Below are 18977 nucleotides of genomic sequence, written 5' to 3' on the forward strand. Positions count from 1 at the left end.
TCTCACCCTTCGCGGCGGCAGGCGGATGAGAGAAGACCCCCGTGAGGACGTGACTCACGGGGGTCTTCCCCTACCCGCAGGGCAGGTTGAGCGAGAGCAGCCCGGTGCTGTCCCCGTCGACGCGGATCTCGCTCACCGCCGCGTTGCGCAACCTCGGGAACGCCCGGCGGTACTCCGCGAGAGGGATGCCCAGCAGGGAGCACAGCGTCAGGCGCAGCAGGGTGTTGTGGGCGACGACCAGGACGCGTCCGCCGGGGTGGGCGGCGGCGATCCGGCGCAGCGCGGCCGTTCCGCGCGCCGCCGCCGCGCGGGGGTCCTCCGCGCCGGGGAACGGGTGCGCCACCGGGTCGGCGCGGTACGCCTCAGCCGCGGCCGGGTGCTCCGCCGCGAACTCCGCCAGGGTACGGCCCTCCACCACACCGAAGTCGCACTCGCGCAGGCCGGGGTCGCGCCGCGCGGCCACACCGAGGGCCCGGCAGGCCGGCTCGGCGGTGTCGACCGCCCGGGAGAGGGGCGAGGTCCACACCGCGTCCACGGGATGCCCCGCGGCCCATCGCCCCAGCGCCTCGGCCTGGGCGCGTCCGGTGTCCGTGAGGGCCACGTCGCTCACCCCGGCGTACCGGTTCCCGGCGTGCCAGACGGTCTGACCGTGACGGGCGAGGAGAAGGGTGGTGGCGGTCACGGGCGGCAGTATCCCAGCCGACGCCCGCCGCGTTCCCGTGATCGTCGCTGCCGGCCGACGGCGACGGTACGGGAACGGGCCCGGCGCCGAACCGGGCCCGTCACCGAGGCTTACAGGTTGCTGAAGTCCGGGCCCTGGGTGCGGGTCCGCTTGATCTCGTAGAAGCCCGGTACCGACGCCACGGCGATCGTGCCGTCCCACAGGCGGGCCGCCTCCTCGCCCTGGGGGGCGGGGGTGACGACCGGGCCGAAGAAGGCGATCTGCTCGCCGTCGGGGCCGGGCACCGCGATGACCGGGGTGCCGACGTCCTGGCCGACCTTCTCGATGCCCTCCTTGTGGGAGGCGCGCAGCTCGGGCTCGTACGGGGTGGAGTCCCAGTGGTCCATGAGGGACTCGGGCAGCCCGACGTCCTTCAGGGCGGCGGCCACGGCGGACTTCTCCGGGCCCTCGCCCTGGTTGTGGATGCGGGTGCCGAGCGCGGTGTAGAGGTCGCCCAGCACCTCCGCGCCGTGCTCCTGCTGGGCCGCGATGACGACGCGGACCGGACCCCACGCCTTGGTCGCGAGCATCTCGCGGTACTCCTCGGGCAGCTCGTCGAGCCTGTTCTCGTTGAGCACGGCGAGGCTCATCACATGCCAGCGGACCTCGATGTCCCGGACCTTCTCCACCTCCAGCACCCAGCGGGAGGTCATCCAGGCCCAGGGGCACAGCGGGTCGAACCAGAAGTCGACGGGGGTCTTGTCCGACATGTCTCTCCTCGTGGGGAACTCTTTTTCCGGGAAACGCCACCGTCGGCCGTGCCATTCCCCGTCACCCCTGTCAGGGGCACATGGCAGGATCGGTGCTGTTCAGCCGCCATCCGCACGATCACGAGGGAGTGCCGTCCGTGCCCGGTGAGAATCTGTCCCGCGACGAGGCCCGGGAGCGGGCCGCCCTGCTGTCCGTCGACGGCTACGAGGTGTCCCTGGACCTGCGGTCCGCCGTCGGCGACGCGGGCGGCGAGCCGCGCACGTTCCGCTCGGTGACCACCATCCGCTTCCGCTGCAACGAGCCGGGCGCGTCCAGTTTCGCCGATCTGGTCGCGCCGGGCGTGACGTCCGTGTCGCTCAACGGGCGGGACCTGGACCCGGGCGAGGTCTTCGACGGCTCCCGGATCGCGCTGGAGGACCTGGCCGCGGAGAACGAGCTGGTGGTGGACGCGCGGTGCGCCTACTCCCGCACGGGCGAGGGCCTGCACCGCTTCGTCGACCCGGAGGACGGCGAGGTCTACCTGTACACGCAGTACGAGCCGGCCGACGCCCGCCGTGTCTTCGCCAACTTCGAGCAGCCGGACCTGAAGGCGCCGTACCGCTTCGAGGTGCGGGCGCCGGAGGGCTGGACGGTGTGGAGCAACGGCGCCGGTGAACTCGCCGACGGGGTCTGGCGGTTCGCGGAGACCAAGCCGATCTCGACGTACATCACGTGCGTGGTGGCGGGCCCGTACCACTATGTGACGGACTCCTACACCCGGACCTTCGAGGACGGCACGAAGCTGGAGATCCCGCTCGGCGCGATGTGCCGCAAGGGTCTCGCGCCGCACTTCGACGCGGACGACGTGTTCCTGGTGACCAAGCAGGGCCTGGACTTCTTCCACGACCACTTCGACTACCCGTACCCGTTCGGGAAGTACGACCAGGCGTTCGTGCCGGAGTACAACCTGGGCGCGATGGAGAACCCGGGCCTGGTGACCTTCCGCGAGGAGTACATCTTCCGCGGGAAGGTGACGCAGGCGTCGTACGAGGCGCGGGCCAACGTCATCCTGCACGAGATGGCGCACATGTGGTTCGGCGACCTGGTCACCATGGAGTGGTGGGACGACCTGTGGCTGAAGGAGTCCTTCGCGGACTTCATGGGCACGTTCGGATGCGTGGGCGCGACCCGGTTCAAGGACGCGTGGATCACCTTCGCCAACCGCCGCAAGGCCTGGGCGTACCGCGCCGACCAGCTCCCGTCCACGCATCCGATCACGGCGGACATCCGTGACCTGGAGGACGCCAAGCTGAACTTCGACGGCATCACCTACGCCAAGGGCGCGTCCGTGCTGAAGCAGCTCGTGGCGTACGTCGGCCAGGACGCGTTCCTGGAGGGCTCCCGGCGCTACTTCAAGCGGAACGCGTACGGCAACACGCGCCTGGGCGACCTGCTGTCGGTGCTGGCGGAGACCAGCGGCCGGGACATGACGGCGTGGGCGGCGTCGTGGCTGCAGACGGCCGGGGTGAACTCGCTGACCCCGCAGGTGCTGCTGGACACCGAGGGCGGCCGGATCGCCGAGCTGGCGATCCTCCAGGAGGCTCCGGAGTCGCACCCCGAGCTGCGTCCGCACCGGATCGCGGTGGGGCTGTACCGGCGTACGCCCGAGGGCGCCGTGGAGCGGTACGCGCGCGTGGAGACGGACGCGCACGAGCCCCGTACGGTCGTGGCCGAGCTGGCGGGCTCCGAGGCGCCGGAGCTGGTGCTGGTCAACGACGACGACCTGACCTACTGCAAGGTGCGGTTCGACGAGACCTCGCTGGCGACGCTGCGGACGCACCTGGGCGCGCTCGCCGATCCGCTGGCCCGCGCGGTGTGCTGGTCGGCGCTGTGGAACATGACCCGGGACGCACTGCTGCCGGCGCGGGACTTCATCGATCTCGTGCTGCGCTTCGCGGGCCGCGAGTCGGACATCGGGGTGCTCCAGATGCTGCACGCCTGGGCGAACTCGGCGCTGACGCACTACGCGGCGCCGGACTGGCGGGAGACCGGCGGGGAGCTGCTGGCCGAGGGGGCGCTGCGGGAGCTGCGGGAGGCGGAGCCGGGCAGTGAGCACCAGCTCGCGTGGGCGCGGTTCTTCGCGTCCGTGGCGTCCGCCGGGCCGGACCTGAAGCTGCTGACGGACCTGCTGGACGGCACGGTCGAGATCGACGGGCTGGAGGTGGACCAGGAGCTGCGCTGGGCGTTCCTGGAGCCGCTGGCCGCGCGCGGGGCGGCGGACGAGTCGGTGCTGGCCGCGGAGCTGGCCCGGGACGACACGGCGTCGGGCAAGCGGCACCAGGTGCGCTGCCTGGCCGCGCGGCCGTCGGCGCCGGTCAAGGCGCAGGCGTGGGCGCAGGTGGTGGAGTCCGACGCGTTGTCGAACGCGCTGGTGGAGGCGACGATCTCGGGCTTTCAGCAGCCGTCGCAGCGGGAGCTGACCGCGCCGTACGCGCAGCTGTACTTCGCGGCGATCGAGCGGGTGTGGCGGGAGCGGTCGATCCAGATCGGCATGGACGTGGTGCGGGGTCTGTTCCCGGCGTACCAGGACCGGCCGGAGACGCTGGACGCGACGGACGCGTGGCTGGAGGCGCACCGGGACGCGGCGCCGGCGCTGCGCCGGCTGGTGCTGGAGGCGCGGGACGACCTGGCGCGGGCGCTGCGCGCGCAGGAGTGCGACGCGGCGGCCGACCGGTGAGCTTTGGCCTGAGCTTGCCCGGCCGGTGACCGTTACGAAATTCGGGCAAACATAGCCGTAACCCCTGGTCCGCACCCGATCGGACCAGGGGTTTTCCGTCTCTACTCGGCATCCGAACAACTGACCTTTAGTCCTGTCTTGTCCGCATTTCTCGACGAGCGTGTAACAGCGGTTACGGTCCGCACCGGGTGCGGGAATCCCGAGGCCATGACCCACAACACCCCGCTCTCCCCCCGCCCCCTGAGCCACCTCGCCGACGTCCACCGCCGCGTCCTGACGGCCGCCCAGCTGCGCGCCCACGGCGTGACGACGGCCGAACTGGCCGAGCAGTGCCGCCCCGACGGCCCCTGGCGGGAGCTGCTCCCCCACGTGATCCTGCTGCACCCCGGCCCGCCCACCGGCGAGGAGCGGCTGCACGGGGCCCTGCTGTACGCGGCCCGCGCGACCGAGCCGGGCGTCCCGGTCCAGCCGACGGCCGACAGCCCGCACCGGCCGGTGTACCAGGACGCGGTGCTCACCGGACTGGCGGCGCTAACCCTGCACGGCTTCTCGTCCACCCCGCCGCTGACCACCCTGGACCACGTGGACGTCCTGGTCCCCCGCCAGCGCCGGCTGCGCTCCACCGGCTACGTCAGCGTCCTGCGCACCTCCGACCTGCCCGCCCCGCAGGCGGTGACCGGCCTGCCGGTGGCGCCGGTGCCCCGGGCGCTCGCGGACGCGGTGGCGGAGCTGACGGACGCGGAGGCGGTACGGCGGCTGCTGACCGAGGCGGTGCGCGGCGGCCACTGCGAACCGGCGGCGGTCGTGCGGGAGCTGACCCTCGCCAAGCTGCTGAACCGCCCGCACGTGGTGGACGCCGTGGACGCGCTGCTCGCGGAGGGCCGCTCGATCGCCGAGGACCGCCTGTACCGGATGGTCCGCGAGTACGGCCTGCCCGACCCGGTCTGGAACGTCGACCTGCGCCTGCCCGGCGGCCCGCACCTGGGCGGCCTGGACGCCTACTGGCCGGACAAGGCGGTCGCCGTGGAACTCGACACCCGCGCGCCCCGGCAGGACGACGACGCGCTGTGGTCCGAGTACGCCCGCAAGCGCGAGCACCTGGAACGCCTCGGCATCACGGTCGTGTACATCACGCCCAGGAAGCTCCGGGACTCCCTGGAGCAGCAGGCCGCGGTGGTGCGGACCGCGCTGATGGCGTCCGGGGACCGCGACCCGGCCGCGTACGTCGTGGTGCTGCCCCGGTAGCGACGGCCGCCCGCTTGTCCTGTTCTCCTGCGCCGGCCGGGTGAACGGTCACCGGAACGGACCAGCAGGGCGGGCGGGGCGCGGGCGGGCCACGGTACAGGAGAGTCATGAGACACCCCCGAATAGCGGCAGGCGCGTGCTCCCTCCTCCTCGCGGCCGCCTGCGCGTTCGCCGATCCCGCGACGGCACAAGTGGCGCCCCGAACCGTGTCCGGCGGCTACGTGGCCCTGGGCGACTCCTACTCCTCCGGTGCCGGAGCCGGCGACTACCTGGACTCCGGCAAGGAGTGCAAGCGCAGCAACCGGGCCTTCCCCGTGCTGTGGGCCGAGGCCCACGCGCCGGCGTCCTTCACCTTCGCCGCGTGCAACGGCGCCGGCGCCGACGACGTCCTGACCGACCAGCTCGGCCACCTCAGCCCGCGCACCGGACTGGTCACGCTCACCGTCGGCGGCAGCGACTCGGGCTTCGTCTCCGTCATCGCGAACTGCGCGCTGGGCGGCGCCAAAGGGTGCCTGTCCGCCGTCTCCCGGGCCCGCACCACCATGGACGGGTCCCTCTCCGCCGGCCTCGACCGGCTCTACTCGGCCATCCGGAAGCGGGCCCCCGCCGCCCGTGTCGTGGTCCTCGGCTACCCGCACCTGTACCACCTCCAGGGCGCCTGCGCGCTGGGCCTCCCGGACAGCGAACGGGCCACCCTGAACGACGCGGTGGACCACCTCAACGCCGTGATCGCCCGGCGCGCCACCGCCCACGGGTTCACCTTCGCCGACGTCACCGCCGCCTTCGCCGGCCACGAGATCTGCTCGTCCCAGCCCTGGCTGCGCGGTGTCGACGTACTGGCGATCACCGAGTCGTACCACCCGACGGCGCCGGGGCAGTCCCTCGGCTACCTCCCGGTGCTCACCCGGCTGTCGTGACCGCCGGCTACAGCGGCTCGGGCAGGCGCGAGGCCTCCGTGTGCACGCCGTCGAGCAGTGCGGCGTAGGCCGCGATCATGCGCGTACGGCTGAAGCGTTCGCGGCTCGCCGCCAGCGCCGGGGCCAGCCCGGCGCGGTCGGCGACCGCCGCCGACCAGGCCAGGGCGATGGCCTCGGGGTCCTGCGGGGTCACGAACCCGTGGCCCCGGACGATCTCCGCGCTGTCGCCCACGTCCGTCGTCACCGGGACCGCGCCGCACATCATGCCCTCGATCAGGCACAGCGGCGCCGCCTCCCCGGAGACGGAGGTGAGGGCCACGACGTCGGCGGCGGCGTACACGGTCTCCATGTCACGGCGTACGCCGAGCAGGCGCACCCGCTCCGCGAGGTGCCGGTCCGCGCCGAACGCGACCTCGATGTCCGCCCACAGTGCCGGGTTGGTGCCGGTCATGCCCGCGCCGCACATCAGGACGTGCCCCTCGGGCTCGCGGGCGAGCCAGGCGCGGGCGGCGCGCAGGAAGAGCGGGACGTTCTTCATCGCGGCGTAGCGGGCCGCGAAGACGGTCACCGGTGCCGGGGCCGGGATGCCGAGGGAGGCACGGAACGCCACCCGGGCGGCCGGGTCCGGGCGGAAGCGGAGCAGGTCCACCCCGTTGGGGATGACGTGCAGCAGCTCGCGCGGGACGCCGGCCGCCGCGTAGGCCTCCCGCGTGGACTCGGCGCAGCACACGCAGGCCACCACGGTGCCGTCGGCGATGGCGGCCTTCAGCTCGGCCAGGGCCGGTCCCTGGTTCTCCGGGTCGGAGCGGTGCAGGCCGACCACCACCGGGCGGCGGGGCAGCCCGGCCTGGTTGAGCAGCGCCAGCGGCTGCTCCTTCAGCGACAGGATGACGTCCGCCGCCGCCATGGACCGGGCGGTTTCGGCCAGCTCGGGCCCGCTGAAAACGTTCGCCGCGACCGTGCCGTCCACCAGCCCCGCCGTACGGCCGAGCGAGGTGACGCCGACGCCGCCGGCGGTCAGCGCCCGGTAGCAGGCGTCGTCCTCCATGCGCTGCCGGGTGGCCTCGCGGTGGACCTCGCCATGGATGCTGAGTACCTGGTGGAACTGGCCTCCCTCGGCCAGTCCCAGAACGACGTCGGAGTGCACGATCCGGGCCCCTCCGGAGAAGAAACCCTCGTAGACCGACAACACACGCAGTCCGTGCCTCGCGCGCACACGACCACCCGCCTTGCACAAAAATCGAGCCATCCCCGTGAACAGCGGGTTAGCCGATATGAGGCGGTACGGACATTGCGCGCGAGTTAACGCGGAACTACGCGAACGAAACGTTGGCTAACAGAATTCCTTCTCCAGCACGTCGCCCGTGTTCCCGGCCCAGTCCCCGTTGAAGCCGACCGCCACGGAGTGCCGGCCGTCCGCCGTGGACGCCGCCTCGGACACCGAGCCGTGGATCCCGCCGTCGTGACCCCAGACGTGGACGCCGCAGGTCAGCCGGGTGTCCATGAGACCGAGGCCGTAGCGGACGAGGGGCGAGGCGTCGGTGTCCACGGTGGTCTTCATCTCCTTGAGCTGCCGGGCCGGGAGCAGCTCGCCGCCGAGCAGGGCTCCGTAGAAGCGGGACAGGTCGGCGGAGTCGGAGATCATCTCTCCGGCGGAGGAGGCCATGGACGGGTTGAGGGTCGTGACGTCGTACGCCGGGCCGCCGGGGACCTTGAACGTCGAGTACGCCCTGCTGCTCGGCCGCGGCAGGGTGACCCGCGTCCCGGGCACGGAGGTCGCCCGCAGGTGCAGCGGGGCGATGATCCGGCGGTTGATCTCGGTGGCGTACGACCGGCCCGTCACCTTCTCGATCACCATCCCGGCGAGCACGTAGTTGATGTTGGAGTACCGCCAGGAGGTGCCCGGCGCGAAGTCCGGCGCGTGCCGCATCGAGAGGTCCACCAGGTCCTGCGGGGTGAGGGTGTCGTAGCGGTGCCGGAAGAATCCGTCCTTGGTGAAGTAGGCGCCGGCGAAGCCGGGGTCGGCGAGGTAGTCGTGGATGCCGCTGGTGTGGTTCAGCAGCTGCCGGACGCTGATCCGGCGGCCGTCGTGGCCGTGGCCGCGGACCACGCCCGGCAGCCACCGGTCCACCGAGTCGTCGAGCGAGAGCCGGCCCTCCGCCTCCAGTTGGAGCAGGACGGTGGCGACGAAGGTCTTGGTGATGCTGGCGACGCGGAAGCGGTCGGCGGGCGAGCGCGGCGCACCCGTGCGGGTGTCGCCCACCCCGGCGGTGGCGGACCAGACGCCGTGGCGGTCCCGCGCGGTGACGGTCGCGCCGGGGACACCGGCAGCGACCGCCGCCTCGACGGCTTCGCGGGTGCGCTCGTGGGGTGCGGGGCCGGCCGCGACGGCCGGTCCCGCCAGGGCCGCCGAGAGGAGCAGGGCGGTGCTGCCCACCAGAGCTGTGCGTGCGCGCATGTCTTCCCCAACCTGTGGTCTGTGGGTGCGGTCGGGGGAAGGGACTGGGGAGCGTTCTGCGAAGGTTGCCTCGGTGTAGGCCGGTTGAGTGACTTTCAGCCCTTCCGCAGCACCAGTTCGGTGTTCCGGTCCGCCGCCTTGCCCGCGAACGTCTTGCTCGCGCCGGGGGCGTTGAAGGACAGCTCGCGGTACAGCGCGGCCAGGCCGGTCTGCGAAAGGTCGGTGAAGTCGGTGCGGTGGGGGGCCGCGGACTCGACGAGGGTGGTGAAGACGGAGAGCGTGCCGTCCTTGTTGTCGACCAGCTCGACGATGCGGGCGAGCTGGGGGTGGTCGATGTGCGAGGCGGTGGAGATCTCCCAGAAGGAGCGGCCGCCGGAGGCCGCGTGCGGGGTGATGATGTTCTTGTGGACGTGGCCGTTCACCCAGGCGAGCACATTGCGGTGCCGGGCGAGGAGGGCCACCAGTTCCTCGCCGGTGTGCCGGCGCTCGCCGGGGCGGGCCGGGTCGGGGCGGGTGTTGGTCATGGTCTTGCTGGTGTGGTGGCTGAAGACGACGGCGCAGGAGTCCTTGTTGTCCTTCAGGGTCCTGTCCAGCCAGTCGAGCTGCGCGGTGCCGAGGGAGCCCTCGAAGTGGCCGCCGGCGTCGTTGGTGTCGAGGCTGATCCCGATGACGTCGTCGGAGACGCGGAAGGAGTAGTACCGGGTGCCGGCGTCGAGGTTCGCGGAGGAGTAGCCGTGCCCGACCGGACCGACGCCCTGGTGGGCGGGGTCGAGGTGGGCCTTGAGGTAGTCGGCGGGCGTGTACGGTGCCCGCTTCTCGTCGGGGGTGACGGAGCGCATGGCGCGCGCGTGCGCCTTGAGGAAGTCGCGGTAGCCGACGCCCTGCGGGTCCCGGGCGTTCTTGTTGGTGTCCCGGAACTTCTTCGCCTCGGCGGCGGAGACGGTCATCAGCTTCCTGCCGCCGATGGCGGCCTCGGCGAGGTAGGGGTCGCCGTGGGAGCCGTAGACACCGAGCTGGAGCATGTCGTGGTTGCCGACGGTGGAGTACCAGGGCAGCCTGAGGCCGGGGCTGCGGACCTCGCGGATCGCGGCGGCCAGGAAGCCCTCCAGGTGCGGGAAGCCGAGTGCCTTGTCGTTGTCGCGCAGGGCGGCGTCGGACTGCCAGTACAGCTTCAGGCCGCTGTTCTGCACGCCCTCGTAGCGCGCCGGGTCACCGGAGTTCGGGGTGATGCGGCCACCGCTCATCACCTTCATGTACCACTCCAGCTCGGACAGCGCGTTGTTGTCGGTGTTGTCGCCGGTGGTCATGACGAAGCGGAGCGGGGCGCCGGTGACGGGTCCGCCGCGCAGCGCGTTGACCCGTTCGACGAAGGCGATGGCGCCCTGCACGGTCAGCGCTTCCTGCGGGCGCCAGGCGTGCGGGTCGGCGGCGCGCACGAACTCGGCCCGCAGGGGGTGCTGTACGTCCGTCAGGTGCATGTCAGTGAACTGCACGAACGCGGCGAGGGTCTTGCGGCGGTCCGCGCGGCCGGCCTTGGGCGTGGCCAGCTCGTCGCGCACGACCCGCTTCCATCCGGGACCGTCACCGAGGCGGCGGTAGCCGGAGCTGTTCCGTGGGGCGGCGACGGAGGCGAGCGTCGTGCCCTTGGTGTAGGGGGCGAGCGGGGCGGACGGGAGGGTCCGCCCGCTGTGGGCGACGGGCTCCCCGGCCGCGGTGGCGGCCTGGCTGTCGATGGGGCGCAGGGCGTAGCCGACGCCCGCGGAGAGCGAGACCGCTCCGGCGACGGCGAGGACGGTACGGCGGTTGACCCCCGGAGCGGAGGTGGCGACAGAGCGTGTGCGCGACATGCGCGATCTCCCCGAGTGCGAACGCGTCGGCAGTGGTCGCGGGCCGTCACGGACGCGAACGCCCCGCTCACTGTGGATCGTTGGCACCGGGGATGACCTGCGCGTGAACGCGGCGGCAACGCGCAGCGCCAATCACCGTACGTGGATCACGGGTCACCGGGCGCGGTCATGGAGCGGATCGCCGATGGACCGGGACCGGTCACTCCTCGTTCATCTGCCGGGGCAGGGGGAGGTCCTCCAGGTGTCCGTGCGCCGGCTGTTCGCGCCACAGCCGCAGGGCCGTGTCGACCAGCCGGACCCGGGTCAGTCCGGGTACGGCGTCGAGGTCCTGCCAGGCGGCGAAGTCGGTGGAACCACCCACCTCGTAGCGGAGTTCACCGCCGACGACCTCACCCGTGTAGAGGATGCGCACCCCGTGGTGGTCGGTGCGGCGGCGCGGGCGCCCACTGGGGAAGACGTGGCGGGAGGAGTCGATGCCGAGGAGGCCGGTCACCTCGATGCGGTAGCCGGTCTCCTCGCCGACCTCGCGGCGGACGGTGTCGTACGGGTCCTCGCCGTGCTCCATACCGCCGCCGGGCAGCACCCACTCGGGCGTGCCGTCGGGTGCCGGCGAGCGGGCGAGCAGGAGTTGTCCGTCGCGGACGCACACGGCGTAGGCCGCCACCCTCAATTTCCGTCGCATGGACGGACGTTAGCGCGCGGTGTGCGGATCGGCGGGCGAACGTCCCGGCGCGGACCAGCGCGGGGGCACGGCGGCCGGGGTCCACAGGGCCCCGGCACGTCCCGGAACGGCACTCCACGACGGTGCTCGATGGCCAAGCCCGCCCGTCATCGGGCCCGTTCGGGGGAGAAACAAGCAAATTCCGTCCCACACCTGCCCGATTCGCTCATACCCCATCGCGGGTTTTCCCCATACCTTCATTTCGATTCGGTCAACGGTCCCCAAAATCGGAACCCTTCGGTCAGGCTGAGCGCTCTCGTCCGCCCGTTCCTTGACCCGAGGGATGCCGATGACCCACACGCCCGAGCGTGATCCCATAACCGGTCCGAGACGCCTGGCCCGCATAGCCGTGGCCGTGGGCGTCGTGGCCGCCCTCTCCGCGGCGGGGCCGGTACCCCTGGCCCTCGCCGCGGACCCGGCCCCCGCCCCGGCCGCCGACCCCGCCGTCAAGTCCGCCCACGACAAGCTCGGCTCGGACGACGCCGCCCTGCTCGCCGAGGCCAAGGCCGACGGCGACAAGAACGTCACGATGATGATCGCGACCTCGCCCGGGAAGACCGAGCAGGTCGCCGCGGAGCTGGACGCGGTCCAGGGCGGTCTGGTGGGCCGTACCGACGACAAGCTCGGTTACGTCCGCGCCACCGTCCCCACGGGCCGGGCGGACTCGGCGATCGCCGCCGCGGTGAAGCTCTCCTCCGTCCAGGCCATCGACCTGCGGCAGGAGATCCCGCTGGACGACCCGGCGCCCAGCGGCGCCAAGTCCTCCTCCGGCGGCGCCACTTACCCGGCGCCGGGCAGGAAGACCCCCGCCGAGAACCCGTACAACCCGTCCTTCGAGACCGGCGCCGTCGACTTCGTCGAGGACCACCCGAAGGCGGACGGCCGTGGCATCACCATCGGCATCCTGGACTCCGGCGTCGACCTCGGCCACCCGGCCCTGCAGAAGACCACCACCGGCGAACGGAAGATCGTCGACTGGGTGACGGCGACCGACCCGGTCGTCGACGGTGACGGCACCTGGCGGCGGATGACCACCGGTGTCTCCGGCCCGTCCTTCTCCATCACCACCGCCACGCAGGGCACCGAGAAGTTCACGGCGACCGCGGGCTCGTACAAGTTCAACTACATGTACGAGTCCGCCACCGCGGGCGGCGACGAGAAGGGCGACCTCAACCGGGACGGCGACACCACCGACGCCTGGGGCGTGCTCTACGACCCGGCCGCCGGCACGGTCCGCGTCGACACGAACGACAACCTGGACTTCACCGACGACCCGGCGATGAAGCCGTACAAGGACGACCACCAGGTCGGGTACTTCGGCACCGACGACCCGGCGACGGACGTCGTGGAGCGCGTCCCCTTCGTGGTCGAGACCCGCAAGGACGTCGTCTACAACTCCTCCGGCGCCAAGGCCGACTACGTCAACATCGGCGTCATCGAGTCCGAGCACGGCACCCACGTCGCCGGCATCACCGCCGCCCACGGCCTGTTCGGCGGCAGGATGAACGGCGCGGCCCCCGGCGCCAAGCTGGTCTCCTCACGGGCCTGCACCTGGACCGGCGGCTGCACCAACGTCGCCCTCACCGAGGGCATGATCGACCTCGTCACCAAGCGCGGGGTCGACATCGTCAACATGTCGATCGGCGGCCTGCCCGCGCTGAACGACGGCAACAACGCGCGCGCCGAGCTGTACACCCGGCTCATCGACACCTACGGCGTCCAGCTGGTGATCTCCGCCGGCAACTCCGGCCCCGGCGCCAACACCATCGGCGACCCCGGCCTCGCCGACAAGGTGATCTCCGTCGGCGCGACCATCTCCAAGGAGACCTGGGCCGCCAACTACGGCTCGGTGGTGGAGAAGAAGTACGCGATGATGCCCTTCTCCTCGCGCGGCCCGCGCGAGGACGGCGGCTTCACGCCGACCCTGAGCGCGCCCGGCGCCGCGATCAACACCACCCAGACCTGGCTGCCGGGCTCCCCGGTCGCCGAGGCGGGCTACTCGCTGCCGGCCGGCTACTCGATGCTCCAGGGCACCTCGATGGCCTCCCCGCAGGCCACCGGCGCCTCCGCGCTGCTGCTGAGCGCCGCCAGGCAGAAGGGCATCGACCTCACGCCCGCCAAGCTGCGCACGGCCCTGACCTCGACCGCCGACCACATCAAGGGCGTGCAGGCGTACGAGGAGGGCGCGGGCCTCATCGACATCGTGGACGCGTGGGAGTCCATCGAGGACGACGCCACCGCGCACGAGTACACCGTGAAGGCCCCGGTCGACACCGCGATCGACTACGCCCTCAAGACCCCGGGCTACGGCACCGGCCTGTACGACCGCGAGGGCGGCCTGAAGGCGGGCGAGAAGAAGACGTACGACGTGACGATCACCCGCACGTCCGGCCCGGACAAGGCGGTCCGGCACGAACTGCGCTTCGGGAACAACGCCGGCGGCACCTTCCGGATCGTCGGCGACGACGACGTCCGGCTGCCGCTGAACCAGCCGGTCACCGTCAAGGTGCAGGCGGCCCCGAAGTCCGAGGGCATCAAGAGCGCGATCCTGGAGGTCGACGACCCGCGGACCGAGGGCACCGACAAGCAGATCCTCTCCACGGTCGTCGTCGCGTCCCCGGTGCACTACACCTACTCCGCCTCCGGTTCGGTGCAGCGCAACAGCACGCGCTCCTACTTCCTGACCGTGCCCGAGGGCGCGACGTCGCTGGAGGTCGCGATCGGCGGGCTGAAGGACAAGAGCCAGACCCGGTTCATCGCCATCCACCCGTACGGCGTCCCGTCCGACAACACCTCGACGCCGTACTGCTACAACAACTACCTGGACGGCAACGGCTGCAAGCCCGACGTGCGCTCCTACGCCGACCCGCAGCCCGGCGTCTGGGAGGTCGAGGTCGAGTCCCGGCGGACCTCCCCGCTGCTCGACAACCCGTACCGGCTGGACGTCACCGTCCTCGGTGCCGCCTTCGACCCGGAGACCGTGACCGTCCCCGAGGCCAAGGTGGGCACCCCGGCCGACGCCTCCTGGAAGGTGACCAACAAGTACGCCGCTCTGGACGGCAAGCTGGTCGGCGGCCCGCTCGGCTCCGCCAAGACGGCCCGCCCGGCCATCAAGGAGGGCGAGACGCAGACCACCACGGTGACGGTCCCGGCCGGTGCCACCTCGCTCGACGTCGCCATCGGGGGCGTCTCGGACACGGCGGCCGACCTGGACCTGACGGTGTACGACGCGTCCGGTAAGGAGGTCGGCAAGTCCGCCGACGGTGACTCCGAGGAGGCGGTCTCCGTGCCGTCCCCGGCCGCCGGCACCTACACCATCGAGGTCGTGGGCTACGCGGTCCCGGCCGGCTCGACCGACTACGACTACCGGGACGTGTTCTTCTCCACCGCGCTCGGCTCCGTCACGGTCGACGGCTCGGCCCCGGTCAAGCTGGGCACGGGCGCCTCGGCGACGGTGACCGGCCAGGTCACGGCCGCCGCGGAGGCCCCGGCGGGCCGCGAGTTCTTCGGGCGGGTCCAGCTCGTGAACGCGCGCGGCACGGTCGCGGGCAGCGGCAGCGTGAAGATCGAGAAGGTCACGCCGTAACGGGGTGACACGCACGAAGAGGGGCGGGCGTCCTGACGGGCGCCCGCCCCTCCTTTTCCCGCTTTTCCCGCTCAGGACGCGTCGCCCGAAGGGCAGGTCAGGGTCCGGGAACCGGGCAGGGCCTCGGTGATCCAGGCGCGTGCGGCGGCCACGCGGGAGTCACCGACGGCCCACAGGCTCGCCTGCCGCTCGCCCCGACCGACCCGCACCAGCACGTGCTGTCCCACGCGGGGTGCCGGCCGCGCGTGCGCGTCGAGCAGGAAGCGGACCTCGGCCGGGCCGTACGCGGGCCGGTAGGAGCGGACCACGGTCAGCGTGACCCGGCTGCCGGGGACGCTCGCGGCGCTCCCAGGGCCGCTCCGGGGAGCGGCGCTCCCGGAGGCGGCGCTCCCGGGAGCGTCCTTCTCCCGTTCCACCCGCGCCACGGTGCCCTCCACGACGAGCCGGGAGCAGGCCAGCTCCCGCTCCGGGTCCGCCGGCCGCCCGCCGGCGCCGGCCTCGTGGCCCGCCGAGCCGACATCGCCCTTGGCCGACGACGCCCCGCTCTTGTCGTCCGCTCCGCCACCGCCCTGGGCCACCAGCCAGCCGAAGCCGAGGACCAGGGAGAACGCCGCGGCACCGGCGAGCGAGCCGAGCGCGATCCGCAGGGCCCGGCGGGGCCCACTCGCCCGTCCGGGGCGGGGCGGCCCGGCCGGCCGGGTGGGGGCGGAGGAGTGGGTACGGCCGCGGGGGCGTCGGGCGGGGGTCGGGGCGGACACGGCGCCCGGGGACGCCCCGGCCTCCTCCTCGGTGCTCCCCTCCCCCGTCAGCGCCCCGGCCAGCCGCACCAGTTGCGCCCGCAGCACGGCCACGTCGGCCTCGGCCTCCCGGTGTTCGGCGAGGAAGACGGGGTCCCGCCGGGCCTCCTCCGGCAGGGGGTCGCCGGTGATCGCGGCCATGAGGGCGTCCATGCCGTCGTACTCCGCGTGCCCGCGGTACTCGCCGTTCCCCCGCTGTGCTCCGTGCTCCCCGTGTCCCCCGTGCTGTCCGGCGCGTTCGGCGCCCCGTGCGTCCTCGTGTCCGGCGGTCATGTCACGCCACCTCGTCCTCGTGCAACCGGTCGCGCAGTGTGCGGACCGCCGTGTGCAGCCTGCTCTTGACCGTGCCCTCCGGGATGCCCAGCTCCTCGGCGATGTCCCGCACCGGCAGGTCGGCGAAGAAGCGCAGCACGACCACCTGCCGCTGGGCGGCCGGCAGCTCGTCCAGCCCCCGGGCGACGGCGAGGGACAGCAGGCTGGTCTCCTCGCCGGAGGCGTGCGCGGGCGCGCGCAGCGAGGCCAGCCGCTCCCCCAGCCGCTCCTGGCGCCGCTTGGCCCGGTGCCAGTCCATGGCCAGGTTGGAGGCGACCACCGCCGCCCAGGCCGACACGTCCCGCGGCGCCTCGCGACCGCTCGCGGCCCGTTCCAGCAGCCGCAGCCGGACCTGCTGCACCCCGTCCGGCAGGTCCGACTGCGGCACCCCGCCGAGCGCGAGCACCGCCCGCACCCGGCGTTCCTGGGCCGCGTCCAGCGGATCACCGCCGGTACCGTCCGTACCGGCGGCGTACGCCGCCCCTCGGTCGCGGCGCGCCTTTCCGCGCAGCACAAGCCACCCCCTCACGCGTTTGCCCCTACGACGTGGCGGCGGGCCGAAACGTTCGGCCGGCGCCGGAAGTCCTCGGAGGCGTACGTCACACCCTCGTATGGCCCGGAGCCGGACGGGCAGGGGCGGGACAGCACAGCTTCCGGCGCGGGCCCCCGGCGGAGGGAATTTCTGCAGCTCAGCCGGGTGCCCGGCGGAGGTATGGAACCGTCCGCCGGGTGACCGTGTCCCACCCTTCGGGCACGCGCGGCAAAGAATTGGACAGGTGGACCGGGGTCGGCCGCATGATGGAAAGGCCCCGGTCAGGCAAGAGACACATAGAGGGAGTCGCTGTGAGGGTCGGAATCGTCGGAGCCACCGGTCAGGTCGGCACGGTCATGCGCAGGATCCTCGCGGAGCGGAACTTCCCGGTCACGAAGCTGCGCCTGTTCGCCTCGGCCCGTTCCGCCGGGACCGTGCTGGACGGCGTGACGGTGGAGGACGCGGCGACCGCCGACTACACCGGCCTGGACATCGTGCTCTTCTCCGCGGGCGGCGCGACCTCCAGGGCGCTGGCCGAAAAGGTCGCCTCCCAGGGCGCCGTCGTGATCGACAACTCCTCGGCCTGGCGCAAGGACCCCGAGGTCCCGCTGGTGGTCTCCGAGGTGAACCCGCACGCCATCGCCGACCGTCCCAAGGGCATCATCGCCAACCCGAACTGCACCACGATGGCCGCGATGCCGGTGCTCAGGCCGCTGCACGAGGAGGCCGGCCTGGAGGCGCTCGTCGTCGCCACCTACCAGGCGGTGTCCGGCTCGGGTCTCGCGGGCGTGGCCGAGCTGCACGGCCAGGTGCAGAAGGTGGCCGCGGAGGCCGACAAGCTCACCCACGACGGCGCGGCGGTCGACTTCCCCGAGCCGCAGGTCTACAAGCGCACCATCGCCTTCAACGTGCTGCCCTTCGCGGGCAACCTCGTGGACGACGGTCTCAACGAGACCGACGAGGAGCAGAAGCTGCGCAACGAGTCCCGCAAGATCCTGGAGATCCCCGGCCTGAAGGTGTCCGGCACCTGTGTGCGCGTCCCCGTGTTCTCCGGCCACTCCCTCCAGGTCAACGCCCGCTTCGCGCGCCCGATCTCCCCGGAGCGCGCGACCGAGATCCTCTCCGGCGCCCCCGGCGTGGCCCTCTCCGACATCCCGACCCCGCTCCAGGCGGCCGGGCAGGACCCGTCGTACGTCGGCCGCATCCGCCGCGACGAGACGGTGGACAACGGCCTCGCCCTGTTCATCTCCAACGACAACCTCCGCAAGGGCGCCGCGCTGAACGCGGTCCAGATCGCGGAGCTGGTGGCGGCGGAACTGTCGTCGAAGTAACCCACACCTCGGAACAAGGGGCGGCCCCTCCCGGCCGCCCCTTTCCCGTGTCCCGGTGCCACGCGGACGTCAGCAACGCCGCTGACGCTCCCGCCTGCCCCGCCACCACGTCCGCAGCCACAGCACGTGGATCCCGCCGAGGGCGAGGACCACCGCCAGGGAGTCCAGTCGCTGGGTGACCGGCCGGCCCGGTCTCAGACGGGCTCCCGGGCGGGCGAGGAGAGCGATGTCGGCGGGCAGGGTCACGGTGGCCAGGAACACCAGGCACAGGGCGGTACCGAGGACGAGCGACAACAGGGCGAGGGCGGCCAGGATGCGCCGCGGGGTGCCGTCCACGGCGAGCGTGGCGAGCGCGAACGCCGAGGCGAAGGCCAGGTTGGTGGCGATGCCGGCCAGGTAGGCCGTCAGCCGGTGCCGGCGCGGCGCGAGCTCGATGCCGCTGATGTCGGTCTGCACCACCAGGAACTGCAACCGGGTGCCGAGCCGCATCCGCCCGGCCACACCGGCGGCCCGAGCCGTCAGCAGATGGGCGCACTCGTGCAGCAGGAGCAGCGCCCACCGCGAGCCCCGCGCCCGCGTGACCTACCCCCGCCGCACCTCGTACAGGAAGCACCCGTACTCCACCGCCCGCACGTGCACCACCGCCACCTCAGGGTCGGCGAAGACCTCCGTCAGGGCGGGGGCGAAGGCGTCCGCGTGCTCCACCAGGCGGCCGCCGAGGATGCGGCCGTCGGCCGAGTAGCGGCGCAGGACGCGGTGGGAGCCGGTGAAGGGCAGGGCGTCGCCGGCCGGGCCGGGGCACTCCTCGGCGTGGATGAAGACAGGGCCCTGCTCGTCGTAGGCCCCCGGGTCGGCGCCCGTCGCGGCAGCCCAGCGGCGCAGCGGGGCGTACGAGACCAGGGCGATCCGCTCGCCCGGCGTGCTGTGGCGCAGGCAGCAGCGCAGCGGGGCACCGCCCTCCGCGTCCGGCACGGCGGCCATGGGGCGGCCGGCGTCGTCGGCGGTGCGCAGCTCCTCGAGGACCTCGGCCGGGACGGGCCGTGCGGTGTACGTCGTCATGCGCCCAGCGTCCCGCCGCGGCGC

At 72.7% G+C, this 18977-nt stretch carries 14 protein-coding genes and 1 pseudogene; 5 read left to right on the forward strand and 10 right to left on the reverse strand.

Features of this window, described 5'->3' with window-relative positions; translation table 11 throughout:
• Positions 1–70 precede the first annotated feature (70 nt).
• Together OO52_RS24240 and OO52_RS24245 are read right to left on the reverse strand one after the other, a co-directional pair.
• Positions 71–682, reverse strand: a complete 612-nt coding sequence (locus OO52_RS24240) for a histidine phosphatase family protein (protein ID WP_030648729.1) — start codon at positions 680–682, stop codon at positions 71–73.
• 110 nt (positions 683–792) lie between these two features.
• Entirely contained in the window at positions 793–1431 is a 639-nt protein-coding gene (locus OO52_RS24245) for a DsbA family protein (protein WP_030648731.1), read from the reverse strand.
• A gap of 137 nt (positions 1432–1568) precedes the next feature.
• On the opposite strand from OO52_RS24245, the gene pepN reads away from it, so the two are divergent.
• From pepN to OO52_RS24260, 3 genes are all read left to right on the forward strand, one after another.
• Entirely contained in the window at positions 1569–4148 is a 2580-nt protein-coding gene (pepN, locus tag OO52_RS24250) for an aminopeptidase N (protein ID WP_030648734.1), read from the forward strand.
• Positions 4149–4355: 207 nt separating this feature from the next.
• The gene (locus OO52_RS24255) at positions 4356–5393 is read left to right on the forward strand and encodes a hypothetical protein (RefSeq protein ID WP_030648738.1); all 1038 of its coding nucleotides are present in this window, start codon (positions 4356–4358) and stop codon (positions 5391–5393) included.
• A 107-nt stretch (positions 5394–5500) separates the two neighbouring features.
• A complete protein-coding gene (locus OO52_RS24260; protein WP_030648742.1) occupies positions 5501–6310 on the forward strand; it encodes an SGNH/GDSL hydrolase family protein in 810 nt (269 codons plus the stop codon).
• A gap of 7 nt (positions 6311–6317) precedes the next feature.
• Here the strand turns inward: OO52_RS24260 and OO52_RS24265 are convergent, their stop codons facing one another.
• From OO52_RS24265 to OO52_RS24280, 4 genes are all read right to left on the reverse strand, one after another.
• On the reverse strand, positions 6318–7502 hold the full coding sequence (locus OO52_RS24265) for a glycosyltransferase (protein ID WP_030648745.1): 1185 nt from the start codon (positions 7500–7502) through the stop codon (positions 6318–6320).
• A 141-nt stretch (positions 7503–7643) separates the two neighbouring features.
• The gene (locus OO52_RS24270; protein WP_030648748.1) at positions 7644–8768 is read right to left on the reverse strand and encodes a serine hydrolase domain-containing protein; all 1125 of its coding nucleotides are present in this window, start codon (positions 8766–8768) and stop codon (positions 7644–7646) included.
• Positions 8769–8863: 95 nt separating this feature from the next.
• On the reverse strand, positions 8864–10615 hold the full coding sequence (locus OO52_RS24275; protein WP_030648751.1) for a TIGR03767 family metallophosphoesterase: 1752 nt from the start codon (positions 10613–10615) through the stop codon (positions 8864–8866).
• Between the two features lie 199 nt (positions 10616–10814).
• A complete protein-coding gene (locus OO52_RS24280; protein WP_030648752.1) occupies positions 10815–11279 on the reverse strand; it encodes an NUDIX hydrolase in 465 nt (154 codons plus the stop codon).
• A 346-nt stretch (positions 11280–11625) separates the two neighbouring features.
• Here OO52_RS24280 and OO52_RS24285 point away from each other — a divergent pair, with 346 nt between their 5' ends.
• On the forward strand, positions 11626–14922 hold the full coding sequence (locus OO52_RS24285; RefSeq protein ID WP_030648754.1) for a S8 family serine peptidase: 3297 nt from the start codon (positions 11626–11628) through the stop codon (positions 14920–14922).
• Between the two features lie 71 nt (positions 14923–14993).
• On the opposite strand, the gene OO52_RS24290 is transcribed toward OO52_RS24285, so the two are convergent.
• Complete coding sequence (locus tag OO52_RS24290; RefSeq protein ID WP_030648756.1) at positions 14994–15992, reverse strand: hypothetical protein; 999 nt, start codon at positions 15990–15992, stop codon at positions 14994–14996.
• A 1-nt stretch (position 15993) separates the two neighbouring features.
• Positions 15994–16545 carry an RNA polymerase sigma factor gene (locus OO52_RS24295; RefSeq protein WP_030648758.1) on the reverse strand — a complete coding sequence of 184 codons (552 nt, stop codon included), beginning with the start codon at positions 16543–16545 and terminating at the stop codon, positions 15994–15996.
• 329 nt (positions 16546–16874) lie between these two features.
• On the opposite strand from OO52_RS24295, the gene OO52_RS24300 reads away from it, so the two are divergent.
• Positions 16875–17894: an aspartate-semialdehyde dehydrogenase gene (locus OO52_RS24300; protein ID WP_030648761.1), complete on the forward strand. Its 1020-nt coding sequence runs from the start codon at positions 16875–16877 to the stop codon at positions 17892–17894.
• A 69-nt stretch (positions 17895–17963) separates the two neighbouring features.
• Here OO52_RS24300 and OO52_RS24305 read toward each other — a convergent pair.
• Together OO52_RS24305 and OO52_RS24310 are read right to left on the reverse strand one after the other, a co-directional pair.
• Positions 17964–18452, reverse strand: a pseudogene (locus tag OO52_RS24305) (hypothetical protein); the annotation flags it as partial.
• A gap of 24 nt (positions 18453–18476) precedes the next feature.
• On the reverse strand, positions 18477–18953 hold the full coding sequence (locus OO52_RS24310) for a DUF1203 domain-containing protein (protein ID WP_030648779.1): 477 nt from the start codon (positions 18951–18953) through the stop codon (positions 18477–18479).
• Positions 18954–18977 lie beyond the last annotated feature (24 nt).

The sequence above is a fragment of the Streptomyces flaveolus genome (assembly GCF_000716535.1).
In the GTDB taxonomy this organism is placed as follows: domain Bacteria; phylum Actinomycetota; class Actinomycetes; order Streptomycetales; family Streptomycetaceae; genus Streptomyces; species Streptomyces flaveolus_A.